14 protein-coding genes, 1 tRNA gene and 2 rRNA genes are annotated in these 16,693 nt (G+C 39.3%); 12 read left to right on the top strand and 5 right to left on the bottom strand.

Translation table 11 applies throughout. The annotated features are described in order from the left end of the window. Positions 1-2: 2 nt before the first annotated feature. From CAO17_RS14645 to CAO17_RS14605, 9 genes are all read left to right on the top strand, one after another. A 23S ribosomal RNA gene (locus CAO17_RS14645) occupies positions 3-2,922 on the top strand. A 143-nt stretch (positions 2,923-3,065) separates the two neighbouring features. Further along, positions 3,066-3,180 (top strand): 5S ribosomal RNA (gene rrf / locus CAO17_RS14640). Between the two features lie 22 nt (positions 3,181-3,202). Further along, a tRNA-Asp gene (locus tag CAO17_RS14635) sits at positions 3,203-3,279 on the top strand. 1,146 nt (positions 3,280-4,425) lie between these two features. Then, positions 4,426-5,388 carry a thiamine-phosphate kinase gene (thiL, locus tag CAO17_RS14630; protein WP_085993413.1) on the top strand — a complete coding sequence of 321 codons (963 nt, stop codon included), beginning with the start codon at positions 4,426-4,428 and terminating at the stop codon, positions 5,386-5,388. A gap of 9 nt (positions 5,389-5,397) precedes the next feature. Then, on the top strand, positions 5,398-5,853 hold the full coding sequence (gene tsaE, locus CAO17_RS14625; protein WP_085993412.1) for a tRNA (adenosine(37)-N6)-threonylcarbamoyltransferase complex ATPase subunit type 1 TsaE: 456 nt from the start codon (positions 5,398-5,400) through the stop codon (positions 5,851-5,853). Positions 5,854-5,865: 12 nt separating this feature from the next. Further along, positions 5,866-6,564 carry a tRNA (adenosine(37)-N6)-threonylcarbamoyltransferase complex dimerization subunit type 1 TsaB gene (gene tsaB / locus CAO17_RS14620; RefSeq protein WP_085993411.1) on the top strand — a complete coding sequence of 233 codons (699 nt, stop codon included), beginning with the start codon at positions 5,866-5,868 and terminating at the stop codon, positions 6,562-6,564. A gap of 2 nt (positions 6,565-6,566) precedes the next feature. Beyond that, positions 6,567-7,016 carry a ribosomal protein S18-alanine N-acetyltransferase gene (gene rimI / locus CAO17_RS14615; RefSeq protein ID WP_085993410.1) on the top strand — a complete coding sequence of 150 codons (450 nt, stop codon included), beginning with the start codon at positions 6,567-6,569 and terminating at the stop codon, positions 7,014-7,016. Further along, the gene (tsaD, locus tag CAO17_RS14610; RefSeq protein WP_085993409.1) at positions 7,013-8,023 is read left to right on the top strand and encodes a tRNA (adenosine(37)-N6)-threonylcarbamoyltransferase complex transferase subunit TsaD; all 1,011 of its coding nucleotides are present in this window, start codon (positions 7,013-7,015) and stop codon (positions 8,021-8,023) included. Before rimI ends, tsaD begins: the two co-directional genes overlap by 4 nt. Before the next feature lie 406 nt (positions 8,024-8,429). Then, the gene (locus CAO17_RS14605) at positions 8,430-9,602 is read left to right on the top strand and encodes an FtsW/RodA/SpoVE family cell cycle protein (protein ID WP_085993408.1); all 1,173 of its coding nucleotides are present in this window, start codon (positions 8,430-8,432) and stop codon (positions 9,600-9,602) included. Between the two features lie 65 nt (positions 9,603-9,667). On the opposite strand, the gene CAO17_RS14600 is transcribed toward CAO17_RS14605, so the two are convergent. Beyond that, positions 9,668-11,599, bottom strand: coding sequence for an ABC-F family ATP-binding cassette domain-containing protein (locus CAO17_RS14600; RefSeq protein ID WP_085993407.1), 1,932 nt, complete (start codon positions 11,597-11,599; stop codon positions 9,668-9,670). Between the two features lie 153 nt (positions 11,600-11,752). Between CAO17_RS14600 and CAO17_RS14595 the strand changes: the two genes are divergently transcribed. Next, positions 11,753-12,388, top strand: coding sequence for a redox-sensing transcriptional repressor Rex (locus CAO17_RS14595; protein WP_085993406.1), 636 nt, complete (start codon positions 11,753-11,755; stop codon positions 12,386-12,388). A gap of 130 nt (positions 12,389-12,518) precedes the next feature. Here the strand turns inward: CAO17_RS14595 and CAO17_RS14590 are convergent, their stop codons facing one another. Together CAO17_RS14590 and CAO17_RS14585 are read right to left on the bottom strand one after the other, a co-directional pair. Next, positions 12,519-12,722, bottom strand: a complete 204-nt coding sequence (locus CAO17_RS14590) for a YdiK family protein (RefSeq protein WP_085993405.1) — start codon at positions 12,720-12,722, stop codon at positions 12,519-12,521. 6 nt (positions 12,723-12,728) lie between these two features. After that, entirely contained in the window at positions 12,729-13,430 is a 702-nt protein-coding gene (locus CAO17_RS14585) for a CPBP family intramembrane glutamic endopeptidase (RefSeq protein ID WP_085993404.1), read from the bottom strand. Between the two features lie 362 nt (positions 13,431-13,792). Between CAO17_RS14585 and groES the strand changes: the two genes are divergently transcribed. Next, complete coding sequence (gene groES / locus CAO17_RS14580; RefSeq protein ID WP_085993403.1) at positions 13,793-14,077, top strand: co-chaperone GroES; 285 nt, start codon at positions 13,793-13,795, stop codon at positions 14,075-14,077. Between the two features lie 60 nt (positions 14,078-14,137). Further along, a complete protein-coding gene (gene groL / locus CAO17_RS14575) occupies positions 14,138-15,772 on the top strand; it encodes a chaperonin GroEL (protein WP_085993402.1) in 1,635 nt (544 codons plus the stop codon). 137 nt (positions 15,773-15,909) lie between these two features. Here groL and CAO17_RS22030 read toward each other — a convergent pair whose 3' ends face one another. Then, the gene (locus CAO17_RS22030) at positions 15,910-16,149 is read right to left on the bottom strand and encodes a hypothetical protein (RefSeq protein ID WP_085993401.1); all 240 of its coding nucleotides are present in this window, start codon (positions 16,147-16,149) and stop codon (positions 15,910-15,912) included. Continuing rightward, positions 16,150-16,329 (bottom strand): hypothetical protein, encoded by a 180-nt coding sequence (locus CAO17_RS14565; RefSeq protein WP_085993400.1) that lies wholly within the window; start codon positions 16,327-16,329, stop codon positions 16,150-16,152. It abuts the gene before it with no gap. Between the last annotated feature and the right edge of the window lie 364 nt (positions 16,330-16,693).

The raw sequence follows: 16,693 nt of genomic DNA, 5'->3' as shown, positions 1-16,693 counted from the left end.
TTAGTTAAGTGAATAAGGGCGCACGGTGGATGCCTTGGCACTAGGAGCTGATGAAGGACGGGACTAACACCGATATGCTTCGGGGAGCTGTAAGTAAGCTTTGATCCGGAGATTTCCGAATGGGGAAACCCACTGTTCGTAATGGAACAGGACTTGTGTCTGAATACATAGGGCACAAGAGGCATACCTGGGGAACTGAAACATCTCAGTACCCAGAGGAAGAGAAAGCAAATGCGATTTCCCAAGTAGCGGCGAGCGAAACGGAAACAGCCCAAACCAGAGAGCTTGCTCTCTGGGGTTGTAGGACACTCCACATGGAGTTACAAAGGAATTCTTTAGACGAATCCATCTGGAAAGATGAGCCAAAGAGGGTAACAGCCCTGTAGTCAAAAGAGAATTCTCTCCGGAGTGTATCCTGAGTACGGCGGAACACGTGGAATTCCGTCGGAATCCGGGAGGACCATCTCCCAAGGCTAAATACTCCCTAGTGACCGATAGTGAACCAGTACCGTGAGGGAAAGGTGAAAAGTACCCCGGAAGGGGAGTGAAAGAGTACCTGAAACCGTGTGCCTACAAGTAGTCGAAGCGCATTTACGCGTGACGGCGTACCTTTTGTAGAATGGACCGGCGAGTTACGATCGTATGCAAGGTTAAGTGGAAGACACGAAGCCGCAGCGAAAGCGAGTCTAAACAGGGCGAATGAGTATGCGGTCGTAGACCCGAAACCGTGTGATCTACCCATGTCCAGGGTGAAGGTCAGGTAACACTGACAGGAGGCCCGAACCCACGTATGTTGAAAAATGCGGGGATGAGGTGTGGGTAGGGGTGAAATGCCAATCGAACACGGAGATAGCTGGTTCTCTCCGAAATAGCTTTAGGGCTAGCCTCAAGGAAAGAGTACTGGAGGTAGAGCACTGATTGGACTAGGGGCCCTCATCGGGTTACCGAATTCAGTCAAACTCCGAATGCCAGCTACTTAGACTTGGGAGTCAGACTATGGGTGATAAGGTTCATAGTCGAAAGGGAAACAGCCCAGACCACCAGCTAAGGTCCCAAAGTATACGTTAAGTGGAAAAGGATGTGGAGTTGCTTAGACAACCAGGATGTTGGCTTAGAAGCAGCCATCATTTAAAGAGTGCGTAATAGCTCACTGGTCGAGTGACTCTGCGCCGAAAATGTACCGGGGCTAAACGTATCACCGAAGCTGTGGATTGTCTTTTAGACAATGGTAGGAGAGCGTTCTAAGTGCTGTGAAGTCAGACCGTGAGGACTGGTGGAGCGCTTAGAAGTGAGAATGCCGGTATGAGTAGCGAAAAAAGAGTGAGAATCTCTTTCACCGAATGCCTAAGGTTTCCTGAGGAAGGCTCGTCCTCTCAGGGTTAGTCGGGACCTAAGCCGAGGCCGAAAGGCGTAGGCGATGGACAACAGGCAGATATTCCTGTACCACCTCGTGATCGTTATGAGTGATGGGGGGACGCAGTAGGATAAGGAATGCGCACCGATGGACGTGTGCGCCCAAGCAGTGAGAAAGTCAGATAGGCAAATCCGTCTGGCCATTTCAAGCTGTGATGGGGAGGCAACTATAGCCGAAGTTCCGGATTTCACACTGCCGAGAAAAGCCTCTAGCCAGATCACAGGTGCCCGTACCGCAAACCGACACAGGTAGGCGAGGAGAGAATCCTAAGGTGAGCGGGAGAACTCTCGTTAAGGAACTCGGCAAAATGACCCCGTAACTTAGGGAGAAGGGGTGCTCTATAGAGATAGAGCCGCAGTGAATAGGCCCAAGCGACTGTTTAGCAAAAACACAGGTCTCTGCGAAGCCGAAAGGCGAAGTATAGGGGCTGACACCTGCCCGGTGCTGGAAGGTTAAGGGGAAGAGTTAGGACCTTTGGTCCGAAGCTTAGAACCGAAGCCCCAGTAAACGGCGGCCGTAACTATAACGGTCCTAAGGTAGCGAAATTCCTTGTCGGGTAAGTTCCGACCCGCACGAAAGGTGCAACGACTTGGGCACTGTCTCAACGAGAGACCCGGTGAAATTATACTATGCGTGAAGATGCGCATTACCCGCGACAGGACGGAAAGACCCCGTGGAGCTTTACTGTAGCCTGATATTGAATGTCTGTGCAGCTTGTACAGGATAGGTGGGAGCCTCAGAAGCGTGAGCGCCAGCTTACGTGGAGGCATCCGTGGGATACCACCCTGGCTGTATGGACCTTCTAACCCAGGACCGTGATCCGGTTCGGAGACAGTGTCAGGCGGGCAGTTTGACTGGGGCGGTCGCCTCCCAAAAGGTAACGGAGGCGCCCAAAGGTTCCCTCAGAATGGTTGGAAATCATTCGCAGAGTGTAAAGGCAGAAGGGAGCTTGACTGCGAGACCTACAAGTCGAGCAGGGACGAAAGTCGGGCTTAGTGATCCGGTGGTTCCGCATGGAAGGGCCATCGCTCAACGGATAAAAGCTACCCCGGGGATAACAGGCTTATCTCCCCCAAGAGTTCACATCGACGGGGAGGTTTGGCACCTCGATGTCGGCTCATCGCATCCTGGGGCTGTAGTCGGTCCCAAGGGTTGGGCTGTTCGCCCATTAAAGCGGTACGCGAGCTGGGTTCAGAACGTCGTGAGACAGTTCGGTCCCTATCCGTCGTGGGCGCCGGAAGTTTGAGAGGAGCTGTCCTTAGTACGAGAGGACCGGGATGGACATACCGCTGGTGTACCAGTTGTTCCGCCAGGAGCATAGCTGGGTAGCTACGTATGGTAAGGATAAGTGCTGAAAGCATCTAAGCATGAAGCCCCCCTCAAGATGAGACTTCCCATCACTTCTAAGTGAGTAAGATCCCTCAGGGACTATGAGGTAGATAGGTTCGAAGTGGAAGCGTGGTGACATGTGGAGCTGACGAATACTAATCGATCGAGGACTTAACTAACTTCTTAAAGGATGTCAGTGATTATCTCTTATTTAGTTTTCAAGGTATATTTTCAAGGTATAACTATTTTAAAACATTCAGGGAGGTTCGGTTAAAACCGTTCACGTCCTGTGAACAATACCAATCGACCTATATCCTGTAGGCCTGGTAGTAATGGCGGAGAGGTCACACCTGTTCCCATGCCGAACACAGTAGTTAAGCTCTCCAGCGCCGATGGTAGTTGGGATTAACCCCTGCGAGAGTAGGACGCCGCCAGGCTTTTTTTATGCACTTTTTTATAGGTCCGGTAGTTCAGTTGGTTAGAATGCCTGCCTGTCACGCAGGAGGTCGCGGGTTCGAGTCCCGTCCGGACCGCCAGTTTAATATGTATAAAGCACACACATGATTATTTGAATCGTGTGTTTTTTAGTGTTTAGATAAAAGTGATTATAGTTTAGCGAACAATGTCAAATACTTTTTCAAGTCTTTGGATAACTCTAATACACCTATCGTATGTTAATTTTTTACGAGTAGCATTTTTACTAGGGGATAGGCTCTATTTTCTGGTCCAGAAACGTTTTTTTCGTCTGCATTGATGCAATCTGGCATAGGGTACAAAATAACTAGATGACGTACTTATTTGTATTTGCAGTTTAGTAGGGTAAGGCTAAACATCAGGGGTATATTCCCTGAGGAAATGAGATTCAATCTTCACTCTTATCGAGAAAATGAAGTCAATTTATCGCAGGTTAAGAAGCAATAATCCCCCCCACCTCAAAAATGGAGGAAACAATAATCATTTTAGGTGAGGGAGGGCCTTGTGTCATACCCTCGTGGTATAAACTGCCCCTAAAAGCCCGATTCGTTCGGGCCTACAGGGCGTAGGTCTCAGGAGGCGTTGCAACGGACGTTGTGACTTTAGCCTTTGTTCCTTTGTTTCAGTGGGGGATGAAAGGTCAACAAAACGCGACGTCCTGGGACTGCGATTGCTCGCCCTACCGAAAACATTTGTCGCATTGTCGACACTAGCACGTCCTGTGCGTCGATAACCCCCACTGATTGAGATTCACTTTATTTATGCTGCTAATTAATGGCATTGCATTGATAACTATCTTAAATACTTCTTGTCTATCATTAAGTTCTGGGTTACATCATTTAAAAGGCGCCCCTTCAGTAAGTATAAAAAGTGCAATTTTTAAGTGTTTATGATCCGTCTGGGATAGTTAATATTCCCTTGCTTCTAATGAATAATCGCTCTAGTTCTTTTTCATAAATTACGATGTTTCTATAGAGTTCTTCATCATTTTTTAGTTTTGTTTAAAAAGATGGTTCACTTGAGTGTTCTTCAATGGTTTTGACCCATTTTTCTTTGCGGAAAAGAGTAAATTTACTTCATCATATTAGTACACCTCTAGATTGACTATTTAACCCTAAAAAGCATGTCACCCGAAATAGTTATTTTTTCCTTTTACCGTTCTTTTTGCTATCATAAGTGTAGTTCATATAGAAATTTGGTGAATTAAGATGGATGAATTTTCATTTATAGATTCGATAACTCCACATTCCAATCATCAATCTTCATTAATAAAGGGAATTGGTGATGATGCTGCGGTCATACAAGCAACGAATCAGAACTTGGTGACATCAGTTGATACGTTTGTGGAGGATATACACTTTTCATTAGAAACCATGAAACCATACCATGTTGGTTATCGTGCTCTAGCAGCGAATCTTAGTGATTTAGCGGCTATGGGAGCCACTCCGGCATTCTATTTAGTTTCTATTGTTATTCCAAGCAGGTGGAACTTTGATCAACTAAAAGATATATTTGGTGGAATGAATGAATTAGCTTCTCAATATCAGATGGACATCATTGGTGGAGATACGGTTTCAGGTAAGGAATTAACCATTTCTATTACCGTAATTGGCTATACTATGAATGGGAAGGAGCGTTATCGTAGTAATGCAAGAATAGGGGATTATGTATTTGTAACAGGTACATTAGGTGACTCCCAAGCTGGCTTTCATTTACTGACGACAGATGGAAGCTACACAGATGCAGATTATTATATTCAAAGGCATCGTATGCCATCACCACGTGTTCAATTTTCATCTAATTTAAGAAACTTATCTCGAATCGCGCTTAATGATATTAGTGATGGAGTTGCTAGTGAAGCGAATGAAATTGCAGAATCCTCTCACGTAACCATAGAGCTAGAAGATAAATTGATTCCGACCTCTATTTCTTTTCAACAGTTTTCTGATGAATTACAACATAAGTGGAAATATTATGGTGGAGAAGATTTTGAATTAATTGGAACCGTCTCTCCAAATGAATGGGAAAGTCTTCAACAAATAGCGAAACAATTTGAATTACCAGTTACGAAGATTGGTAAAGTGACATCTGATAATCAAACACGTGTATTTTTAAACATTAATAATGAGAAACGATTATTACATAAAAAGGGGTATAACCATTTGAGGTAGGTGATATTTTTGAGTAAACACAATACCGACACCCATTCATCAGATGAAACGATGCAGCTAGGTGAAAAATTAGCTTCTTTACTTAAGCCTGGTGATGTTTTGACGTTGGAAGGAGATTTGGGTGCTGGAAAAACTACATTTACAAAGGGACTTGCAAGAGGTTTAGGTGTTAAACGAACTGTAAATAGTCCGACTTTTACTATTGTAAAAGAATATGAAGGTAGGTTACCTTTATATCACATGGATGTTTACCGATTAGAAAACTCAGATGAAGATATTGGATTTGATGAGTATTTTCACGGTGAAGGAATTACGGTTGTAGAGTGGGCAACATTTATTGAAGATTTTTTACCAACAGAACGTTTAAATGTAAAAATTAGTTACCAAGAAGGGGATTCAAGGGTGATTGAGTTTACTTCAAATAGTTACCACTATGAATCCATCGTGAATGAATTGTTGAGTTAGGAGTTACAAAATATGAATGTACTTACAATTGATACATCTAATCAAGTAATGGGAGTTGCTATTTTACAGGATGAAATAGTGATAGGGGAAATCGTGACAAACATTACGAAGAATCATTCTGTCCGATTAATGCCTGCTATAAATCAATTAATGGAGGAAGTTTCCATGACTCCGGACCAATTAGATAAAATTGTGGTTGCAAAAGGACCTGGTTCCTATACTGGTGTTCGAATTGGTCTTTCAACTGCTAAGTCAATGGCATGGGCACTAGACATTCCAGTAGTTGGCGTATCTAGTTTGGAAATTTTGGCATATCATGGACAATTTTTTAATGGATATATTTGTCCATTTTTTGATGCAAGACGTGGATTAGTTTATACAGGTATTTATCAATGGCAGGATCAACAGTTGATATCTGTTGATGAGGAAAAAAATATATTAATGGTTGATGTTTTAGATAGATTAGCAAATGAAAATCAGGAAGTTTTATTTTTAAGTCCTGATCTTTCCTTGCATCTGGAACAGATAAAGGAAGTACTAGGAGAAAAGGCCGTTATTCCTGCAGGTCCATATCATATTCCTAACCCTAGTTTCTTAGGGTTAGCAGGGCTTTCTAAAGAAGTAGATAATACGCATACTCTTACGCCAAATTATTTACGCTTGGCAGAAGCGGAAGCGAATTGGTTGAAGGCTCAGAAAGGGAAAAGATGAGCATGAGTGAAGTCGTTATTCGGAAGATGGAGTTTACGGATGTTGAACAGGTGCTAGAAGTGGAAAGGGCGTCCTTTACAACACCTTGGACAACCGATGTCTTTTATCAGGAAATTGTGGATAACCATCATGCTCATTACTTTGTTTTGGAGGTTGACGAGAAAATCGTTGGGTATGTAGGGATATGGATCGTAGTTGATGATGCTCAAATAACTAATATCGCCATCATGCCCGATTATCGTGGTCAAAGTCTGGGTGAAAGGCTTTTTGGTTTTGTCATACAATTGCTTCAACATATTGGTGCAAAACGACTGTCATTAGAGGTACGGGTCTCGAATATTGCCGCTCAAAGGCTTTATCGAAAATTTGGACTCGTACCTGGTGGAATTCGAAAAAATTATTATACCGATAGCGGAGAAGATGCTATTGTAATGTGGGTGAATTTATCATGAAAAAGGATACAATGATTTTAGGAATCGAGACAAGCTGTGATGAAACAGCCGTCGCAATTGTAAAAAATGGTACTGAAATTATTTCAAATGTTGTAGCCTCTCAGATTGAGAGTCACAAACGCTTTGGTGGAGTAGTACCGGAAATTGCATCCAGACATCATGTGGAGCAAATGACTATTGTATTGGAAGAAGCCTTTCAAACCTCAGGTCTAACATGGGATGATATTGATGCTATTTCCGTTACACAGGGTCCAGGACTAGTCGGTGCATTACTAGTAGGAGTTAATACTGCAAAGGCATTAGCTTTTGCTAAACAAAAGCCATTAGTCGGGGTGCATCATATAGCAGGTCATATATATGCAAACCGTCTTGAACAAGAATTTGAATTTCCTTTATTAGCTCTGATTGTTTCAGGTGGACATACGGAACTAGTACGAATGAAAGAACACGGTTCCTATGAAGTGATTGGAGAGACCAGAGATGATGCTGCAGGAGAAGCCTATGATAAAGTAGCAAGAATGCTGCATCTTCCTTATCCAGGTGGTCCACATATTGACAGATTAGCAGCTGAGGGAGAGGAGTCCATTGATTTTCCTCGTGCTTGGTTAGAGGAAGGAAGTTATGATTTTAGTTTTAGTGGATTAAAATCAGCCGTCATTAATAAAATTCACAATGCCAAACAACGTGGGGAAACATTAAAGGATGAAGATATTGCTGCTAGCTTTCAAGCGAGTGTGATTGACGTTTTAACAGAAAAAACGTTACGAGCAGCAAAGGAATATAAGGTGAAACAAGTTATTGTTGCTGGAGGAGTAGCAGCAAATAGGGGATTGCGAAACGAGCTAGAAAAGAAATTTTCTCAAACATCGATTCCATTATCTGTCCCTCCGTTAAAGCTTTGCACAGATAATGCAGCAATGATTGCAGCAGCTGGCACGATTAATTATCAACAAGGAAAACGTTCTGGATTAGATTTAAATGCCAATGCCTCTTTAATATTGAAGTAATATGTCAATATTTGTCTATTTTTATCGTTTTGGATAAAGTTATCTACAGGTTTGTGTATAAGTATGTTGAAACCTGTCGTATTGGGATAAGTTTTGTTAATAAAAATTGTGTATAAAAATCTCAAAATCTGTGGATATTGTGCATAACTCTGTTCATAACTTATGTTTTCAACGTTTTTAGATATTTTATGTTGTGGATAGTTGGTATAGTAATGTTGATAATCTAGATTTTCCACAAGTGAAAAAAATATGTCATATTATATCAACAGTTGTCTCTTCTTATTGTAAACTAGAACATTCACGACTAGTAAGTTGGGCCATCATGTATTACAATACTTGTGGGGATGGAGGATTATAGGTTGACATCCTTCATCGTTTTAAACGGGAAGAAATTTGGTGAAATACGGTGAATAAGAAGCAATCTTATTTTTTTCAAACAGATTTAATCGCCCTTTTCATTCTATTTGTTTGTGTAAGTTTACTTTCGATTTACAATGCACAGCAATTAGAACAGTATGAGGATGAGAATTTTGTATTAAAGCAAATTGTATGGTTTTCAATAGGTATACTCCTTGTTGCTGCTATTCAATATCTTGATATAGAGCAAATTTATAAGGCTAGTGTTTATGTATATATCGTAGGGGTCTTTGTTCTTTTTATCTTGTTGATAAGTCCAGACTTTATTGCTGAGCCCGTAAATGGTGCAAAGAGTTGGTTCACTCTACCAGGCTTATCTTTACAGCCAGCTGAATTTGCAAAAATAACAACAATATTATACCTCGCACGAGTTATAACGATTCATAAATCCAAATATGAAGCTGCAAATTTACAAACAGATACGTTATTATTAATTAAGCTTATTATGGTTGTCATTTTACCAGTCTTTCTAATTATGCAACAACCGGACTTTGGGACTTCCATGGTCTATCTGTTTATTTTAGGAATGATGATCATATTATCAGGGATAAGTTGGAAAATCATTTCTGGATTGGTTGTGTTGGGAGGTGCTCTAGGCGGGGCTGCACTTGGGTTAATTATCAAGTTTCCCGTCATGGCACAGCAATTTCTTGGCATTGAGGAATATCAAATAAATCGTATTTTGACATGGTTTGACCCAACGCAAACTTCTAGTGATGCAAATTGGCATTTTGATCGGGCTCATACAGCACTAGGTTCTGGTCAACTATTTGGAAAAGGTTTAAGTGGTGTACAAGTATATTATTCTGAAGCACAAACGGATTTTATCTTTTCTATTATTGGGGAAAGCTTTGGATTTATTGGAAGTGCATTAGTCATCTTCTTGTATTTTATGCTGTTATATAAATTGGTAACATTAGGTTTGAGTATTTATAAGTATTCATCATTCGGATCCTATTATTGTTTTGGTTTTTTAAGTTTAATTTTGATACATGTTTTTCAAAATATCGGAATGACTTTAGGCATTATGCCGATTACTGGTATCCCTCTTCTTCTCATTAGTTATGGAGGAAGCTCGGTTTTATCCACCATGATTGGCTTGGGAATCGTTTACCGAATTTCTGTTGAACAAACCATCCAGAATGATTATTTATTTAAATAGTCGCAGAAAAACACGGTGATATGTTTTATTCCATATCACCGTGTTTTTTGTTTTTATCATACTATCTATACTTCTTCCTGCAGTTGGGCCCATTCTTCCATATGTTCATCTACTTTTTGTCTTAGTTCCGTAGTTTGTTCATTCAGTTCATAGGATTTTTCATGATCTTGAAACACTTCTGGTTCTGTCATCTTTTCTTCAAGTTCCGCAATTTGTAATTCTAATTCTTCAATGGTTTCTTCAAGTTCTGTAATACGTCTTTTCTTTTTACGAAGCTGGCTTTGCAGTTGTTTTTCTTCTTTGTAGCTTCGTTTTTTTGGAGCCTTTTTTTCTACTGGTTTTTCTAGTTCTAGTTGTTCTAAACTTTTATGTTCTGCTTCTTCTTCTTTTTTCTCTAGGTAATAATCATAGTCACCTAGATAAATGGTTATCCCATCACGCTTCATTTCTGCCACCTGATCGGTGATTTTGTTAATAAAATAGCGATCGTGAGAAACAAATATAATGGTTCCAGGAAAATCAATTAAGGCGGCCTCTAGAACTTCCTTGCTATCAATGTCTAAATGGTTTGTGGGCTCATCTAGTATGAGTAGATTTGCCTTTTGCATCATTAGTTTGGCAAGAGCAAGGCGAGCCTTTTCGCCTCCACTTAGGGTAGTAACAGGCTTTAATACATCATCACCTGAGAATAGAAAGTTTCCTAATACCGTGCGAATATCCTTTTCATTTACCGTTGGATAATCGTCCCAGAGTTCATTTAACACGGTTTTAGTAGAAGACAAATTAGCTTGTTCCTGATCATAATAACCGATTTGTACATTTGTACCAACTTGGATGCTACCACCAGCTTTTGCCAGACTCCCTAAGATTACTTTTAAAAGGGTTGTTTTCCCAACTCCATTTGGGCCCACAAGTGCAATCCTCTCCCCACGGTTTACATGAAGATTTATATTGGAAAATAGATTGGTATCCGCATCTTCATAACGAAAAGAAAGATCTTCTATTTTGAGCACGTCATTTCCACTACGGCGATTAATTTGAAAGGAAAAAGAAGCAGATGATTCATCACCTAAAGGCTTTTCCATTCGATCCATTTTTTCTAACTGCTTTCTTCTGCTTTGTGCTCTTTTGGTTGTTGAGGCCCTTACAATATTACGTTGTATAAAATCTTCCATTTTCTTTATTTCAGTTTGTTGCTTTTCAAATGCCTTCATTTCTTGCTCAAATTCCATGCTCCTAAGTTTTAAATATTTACTATAGGTACCGTGATATTTTTTGGTTTTATGTCGAGAAACCTCATAAACAATGGAAACTGTTTTATCTAAGAAGTATCTGTCATGGGATACAATAACAACGGCTCCCGGGTAACTCGTGAGATAACCTTCTAGCCAGGATAGTGTTTCGATATCAAGATGGTTGGTCGGTTCGTCTAAAATGAGAAGCTGTGGCTTTTGTAATAATAGTTTACCTAATGCTAGACGTGTCTTTTGACCACCACTTAATTCCGTGATAGGTGTCTGGTAATCATAATCATGGAAATTTAGACCTGTCAGGACTGCTTTCATATCAGATTCATAGGTATATCCACCTTTTGTCTGGAAATCTATTTGTAGGCGGTCATAATCCTTTAGTAACTTTTCATAGTCATCTCCAGATAGACGATGAGCATCTTCCATTTTGTTTTCTAATTTCCTTAATTCTTGTTCCTGTTTCAATAAAGGTGTGAATACTTCAAGCATCTCATCCCAAATGGTTTTTCCAGATTCGATAGACATATGCTGGGATAAATATCCAAGTGTCAGATCCTTTGGTTTAATTAGTTCCCCTTCATCATAGGTAAGTTCATCAGCCATAATTTTGAGTAATGTAGATTTACCAGCGCCATTACGCCCAACAATAGCAATACGATCATTCTCTTTTACCTCTATTTTTATATTTGACAAAATCTCTTCCGCACCGAAGGATTTTGATATGCCATTAAGTTGCATAAGTATCATTGTGATTTCACCTCAATATTTTAATTCTACCGCATTGGTAAAGGGGGAACAACATAATTAATTGTGAAAAATATCACGACTTTTATTGAAATTTCTGTTAAGATAATGTTAATAAGGAAATAAAATATTTAGAATGAAGAGAGGAAAAAATCGATGCAGCAAAATAAAATACCACAAGCTACTGCCAAACGCCTGCCGTTATATTATCGTTTTTTAAATAATCTAAATCAACAAGGGAAAAAACGAGTATCTTCTAAGGAATTAAGTGAGGCTGTTAAAGTGGATTCAGCAACTATCCGTAGAGATTTTTCTTATTTCGGTGCTCTAGGGAAAAAAGGGTATGGATACAATGTTGAATACTTGCTTGGTTTTTTCCGAAGTACATTGGACCATCATGAAGTGACCGAAGTTGCATTAATTGGTGCTGGTAATTTAGGTACCGCATTCTTAAAATATAGTTTTTTAAAAAACAATAACATACGAATTTCGAAAGCGTTTGATGCAGATGAAAGGAAGGTTGGTTCGGACATTGATGGTGTACCAATCTACCATATTGATGATTTATCCGAACAGCTTGATGGGATTCGGGTTGCCATATTAACGGTCCCATCGACGGAAGCAGAAGTTATAACGGAAAACCTAGTGAAAGAAGGTATTAATGGGATTCTTAATTTTACTCCTGCTCGAATCACGGTTCCAAATCATGTACGCGTTCATCACATTGATTTAGCGGTTGAATTACAAGCACTCGTATATTTCTTAAAACATTATCCGTTAGATAAAGAATAACAATAGGAATTTATTTACTAAAAAGAAGGCTGTTTTTGGCATAATTTGGGGTATGTTTAGGTTAACTGCGAACGAAAGAGAAAAAGAACTACGAATACTGTCTTTATAGAGAAGGAGCAGTCTAAGGTGACTACTCCTTCTTTTTCCTTTTTTTTGTTCGATAATGAATACGTAACGATCGTATGGCAACTCCAATGTCAAAAGTAGCAACAGCGGCAAGTATAACAGTTGAGGTACTCCACACGGATTCCCCTGCTGTTTGAATGGCAATAAAAATAAATATTACACCAAGTATGAAGAAAAAGATTGCGTTATGCATGAGTGAAACCTTCATTATGAATTAACCTCCAAAAACGATCATCTGCAATTGATCTAGTTGTTTTTGTATTTCTTCTGGTGACAAGGAGTACTGAGCAATAACAGTCATGGAATTTAGTGCAGCATGAACGATAATGGGAGTTAAAATTCGTTTTGTTTTTACATAAAGAAAAGCAAAAACAAATCCCATTGATGAATACACTAATAGATGCTGTAGCTCGCCGTGAATGGCACCGAATATTAACGCAGAAAGTAATGCAGCGAAAAAGAAGTTCATCCGCTTATACAGCCTACCAAATATAATTTTCCGAAAAATAACTTCTTCTAAGATCGGTGCAACAATGGCAGGGACAATCATAAATAATGGAATGGCACGAGAAATTCCGATAATGTTTTGTGTGTTTTCTGAACCAGCTTCGATACCAAATATCTTCACTTCTATCATGGCAGCGCCAACTTGTACCACATAGGCCATAAAGAAACCGATGATGGACCATAGAATCACTTGGCCACCGGAATTGTCACGATGCTGTTGCATTTGCATATCAGGTTTTAATAACCAAAGTATGATAAACAATGCACCGAGAAAGCTTATAATACTCCAATAGATTACAACTTCCGTATAACTCTCCGAGAAATACTTTAGAGCAATAATGGCTGCCGGAAAACTTGATAACTGTGTTAGGATGTACGTTAAAATGACATACCAATATCGTTTAGGCAATAGAAAACGACTCCTTTGATTTAAAATAAGGTTTGACCATTAATAAGTATATTAATCATTTTTGATAGGTATAATGAAAAAATTCATTTTCTAAGATTATATTTACTTATTTTTCCGTGCATCCATACTATTTTATCATATCGAAAGAATTTATATGTACTATGAAGTCTGTGAATAAACTGAATGGAAAGTTCCTTTGAAAGGGGATACAGTTTTAGAAAAAAATTATTAAATTTAGTGATAGAATGCTTGCATTTTTTTTAGGAATTAATTATTATAAGAATTGTGATTAGCACTCAAGTGGTAAGAGTGCTAACAACATAAAAATAAATGATGATAGATAGTCAAGGAGGCTAATGTACATGATTAAACCACTAGGAGATCGTGTTATTATCGAGCTTGTTGAACAAGAAGAAAAAACCGCAAGCGGAATTGTACTTCCAGACTCTGCAAAGGAAAAACCACAAGAAGGTAAAGTCGTTGCTGTTGGTACTGGTCGCGTATTGGACAACGGTGAGAAATTACCACTTGAAGTTGCAGAAGGTAACCGTATTATCTTCTCAAAATTTGCTGGTACTGAAGTGAAATATGAAGGTACAGAATACTTAATTTTACGTGAAAATGACATCTTAGCAATCGTTGAGTAAAAAGCGATTTAATTATACTTAATAGAAATTATCATTTTAAATTTTAAGGAGGATGTTTCCATGGCAAAAGAAATTAAGTTTAGTGAAGATGGCCGCAGTGCAATGCTTCGTGGTGTGGATGCGTTAGCGAATGCTGTAAAGGTAACTCTAGGTCCAAAAGGTCGTAATGTTGTATTAGATAAAAAATTTGGTTCACCATTGATTACGAATGATGGGGTAACTATTGCAAAAGAAATTGAGTTAGAAGATCAATTTGAAAACATGGGTGCTCAACTTGTATCAGAGGTTGCATCTAAGACAAATGATGTGGCTGGGGACGGTACAACTACAGCTACCGTTCTAGCTCAAGCGATGATTCGTGAAGGACTTAAAAACGTTACATCTGGTGCAAACCCAGTTGGAATTCGTCGTGGAATCGAAAAAGCAGTTGCGACAGCAGTAGAAGAATTACAAACTATTTCTTCTTCCGTTAATAGTAAAGAAGAAATTGCTCAAGTTGCTTCTATTTCTTCAGCTGATGAAGAAGTAGGTCAATTAATTGCAGAAGCAATGGAACGTGTTGGTAACGATGGTGTTATCACAATAGAGGAATCTAAAGGATTCGCTACAGAGTTAGATGTAGTGGAAGGTATGCAATTTGACCGTGGATATGCTTCTCCATACATGGTAACTGACCAAGATAAAATGGAGGCAGTTTTAGAGGATCCATACATCCTAATTACAGATAAGAAGATTGCTAATATCCAAGAAGTACTTCCTGTCTTAGAACAAGTAGTACAACAAGGTAAACCAATCTTAATTATTGCTGAAGATGTAGAAGGGGAAGCTCTTGCTACATTAGTAGTAAACAAACTACGTGGTACATTTAATGCAGTAGCGGTTAAAGCTCCTGGATTTGGTGACCGTCGTAAAGCAATGCTAGAAGATATTGCTATCTTAACTGGTGGTGAAGTAATCACAGAAGACCTTGGTTTAGATCTTAAGAGTGCTGGCATCGAGCAGTTAGGTCGTGCAAATAAAGTAGTTGTTACAAAAGAAAATACAACTATTGTTGAGGGTGCTGGAAACCCAGAAGCTATTTCTGGTCGTGTTGCACAAATCCGTGCACAAGCAGAAGAAACGACTTCTGAATTTGATAAAGAAAAACTACAAGAGCGTCTTGCTAAATTAGCTGGTGGTGTAGCAGTAGTTAAAGTTGGTGCTGCAACCGAAACAGAATTGAAAGAACGTAAACTTCGCATTGAAGATGCCTTGAACTCCACTCGTGCAGCTGTTGAAGAAGGTATTGTTGCTGGTGGTGGTACAGCATACATGAACGTTTATAATAAAGTTGCTGAGTTAAAAGTTGATGGTGATGAAGCAACTGGTGTGAATATTGTTCTACGTGCAATTGAAGAGCCAGTTCGCCAAATTGCTATTAATGCTGGGCTAGAAGGTTCTATCATTGTAGAACGTCTAAAAGGCGAACAAGTTGGCATTGGATACAATGCAGCAACAAATGAATGGGTAAACATGGTAGATGCCGGTATCGTTGACCCTGCCAAAGTTACTCGTTCTGCATTGCAAAACGCAGCATCTGTAGCGGCTATGTTCCTAACAACTGAAGCTGTTGTAGCAGATATCCCAGAAGAAGGCGGCGCTGGTGGCGGAATGCCTGACATGGGCGGAATGGGTGGAATGGGCGGCATGATGTAAATCTAACCAATTAAACCCTGTCATGACAAGGGTTTAGGGGGATTTTCAACGCCTTATTTATCCAAAAGGTAACAAAAAGGTAACATTTTATACAAAACGTATTTGAAAATAAATAAAGCACTCCAAATCGGGGTGCTTTATTTTATGTTTATCTGAGACAATGCATCCCCGTATAAATATTTGACTTTAGCTGATGCATCTTCTTTCATTTTCTTTGTAACATGCGTATAAATCTTCATGGTTGTTTTCATATCCTCATGACCAACCTTTTCCATGTGCGTTTTTCCTCTAAGCTTTATTAATTTTATTTTTCCCGTAGATGGATCTGGAGGGCCATCTCCAAAACATTTGAATAATAACAGTTTATTGCGATACATTTATAACCTCTTTTCAGCAAATCGCTGTTCCACATTAAATCGATTAATTATTACATTGATGGGGAGTTTATTCTCTTTTTCTTCTTTCTTTTTATTGGACACCTTTTCAACTTCTACATTTGAAGAAGTTGTTTCTGTTTCAGAAGTTGGCATAATCATAATCCCACCAATAGCTAACAAAACAAACCCAGCAACCCACCTAGCGGGTACTTTTGGTGATTTTTTTTCTGATTACATTAACAACAACCATGATAATACTGATTAAAAAACTAATAACTCCAACTAAAAAGATTATAGTCGATAAATTATCCAAACCCCCTACCCCTTTTACCTAGAAAAATATATCTATAATAAATCTATAAATAAAGCGACCTATACAAGATCGCATATAGTTATGTAAAGGCGACGCAAAATTTATTATTTTCACTTTTATTCATCCTTAGAAATAAGAAATTTAATAAAGTTCAAAGCTTCCTCACGTTGTTCGTCATTCTTTTCCCAGTCTTTAAACATGATGTTTGTTTTTGGTTCGTTGAGGATTTTT

The organism is Oceanobacillus senegalensis, assembly GCF_900176885.1.
GTDB lineage: Bacteria > Bacillota > Bacilli > Bacillales > Amphibacillaceae > Oceanobacillus > Oceanobacillus senegalensis.
Note: the sequence above shows the minus strand (reverse complement) of the source record. Positions and strands in the feature narration are given on the sequence as shown.

Bases quoted from the DNA above. Each gene is read 5' to 3' on its own strand.
- CAO17_RS14590 (WP_085993405.1), bottom strand. From the start codon at position 12,722: ATGAAGGTTTCACTCATGCATAACGCAATCTTTTTCTTCATACTTGGT.
- tsaB (WP_085993411.1), top strand. From the start codon at position 5,866: ATGAATGTACTTACAATTGATACATCTAATCAAGTAATGGGAGTTGCT.
- thiL (WP_085993413.1), top strand. From the start codon at position 4,426: ATGGATGAATTTTCATTTATAGATTCGATAACTCCACATTCCAATCAT.
- CAO17_RS22030 (WP_085993401.1), bottom strand. From the start codon at position 16,149: ATGTATCGCAATAAACTGTTATTATTCAAATGTTTTGGAGATGGCCCT.
- rimI (WP_085993410.1), top strand. From the start codon at position 6,567: ATGAGTGAAGTCGTTATTCGGAAGATGGAGTTTACGGATGTTGAACAG.
- tsaD (WP_085993409.1), top strand. From the start codon at position 7,013: ATGAAAAAGGATACAATGATTTTAGGAATCGAGACAAGCTGTGATGAA.
- groES (WP_085993403.1), top strand. From the start codon at position 13,793: ATGATTAAACCACTAGGAGATCGTGTTATTATCGAGCTTGTTGAACAA.
- CAO17_RS14600 (WP_085993407.1), bottom strand. From the start codon at position 11,599: ATGATACTTATGCAACTTAATGGCATATCAAAATCCTTCGGTGCGGAA.
- groL (WP_085993402.1), top strand. From the start codon at position 14,138: ATGGCAAAAGAAATTAAGTTTAGTGAAGATGGCCGCAGTGCAATGCTT.
- CAO17_RS14595 (WP_085993406.1), top strand. From the start codon at position 11,753: ATGCAGCAAAATAAAATACCACAAGCTACTGCCAAACGCCTGCCGTTA.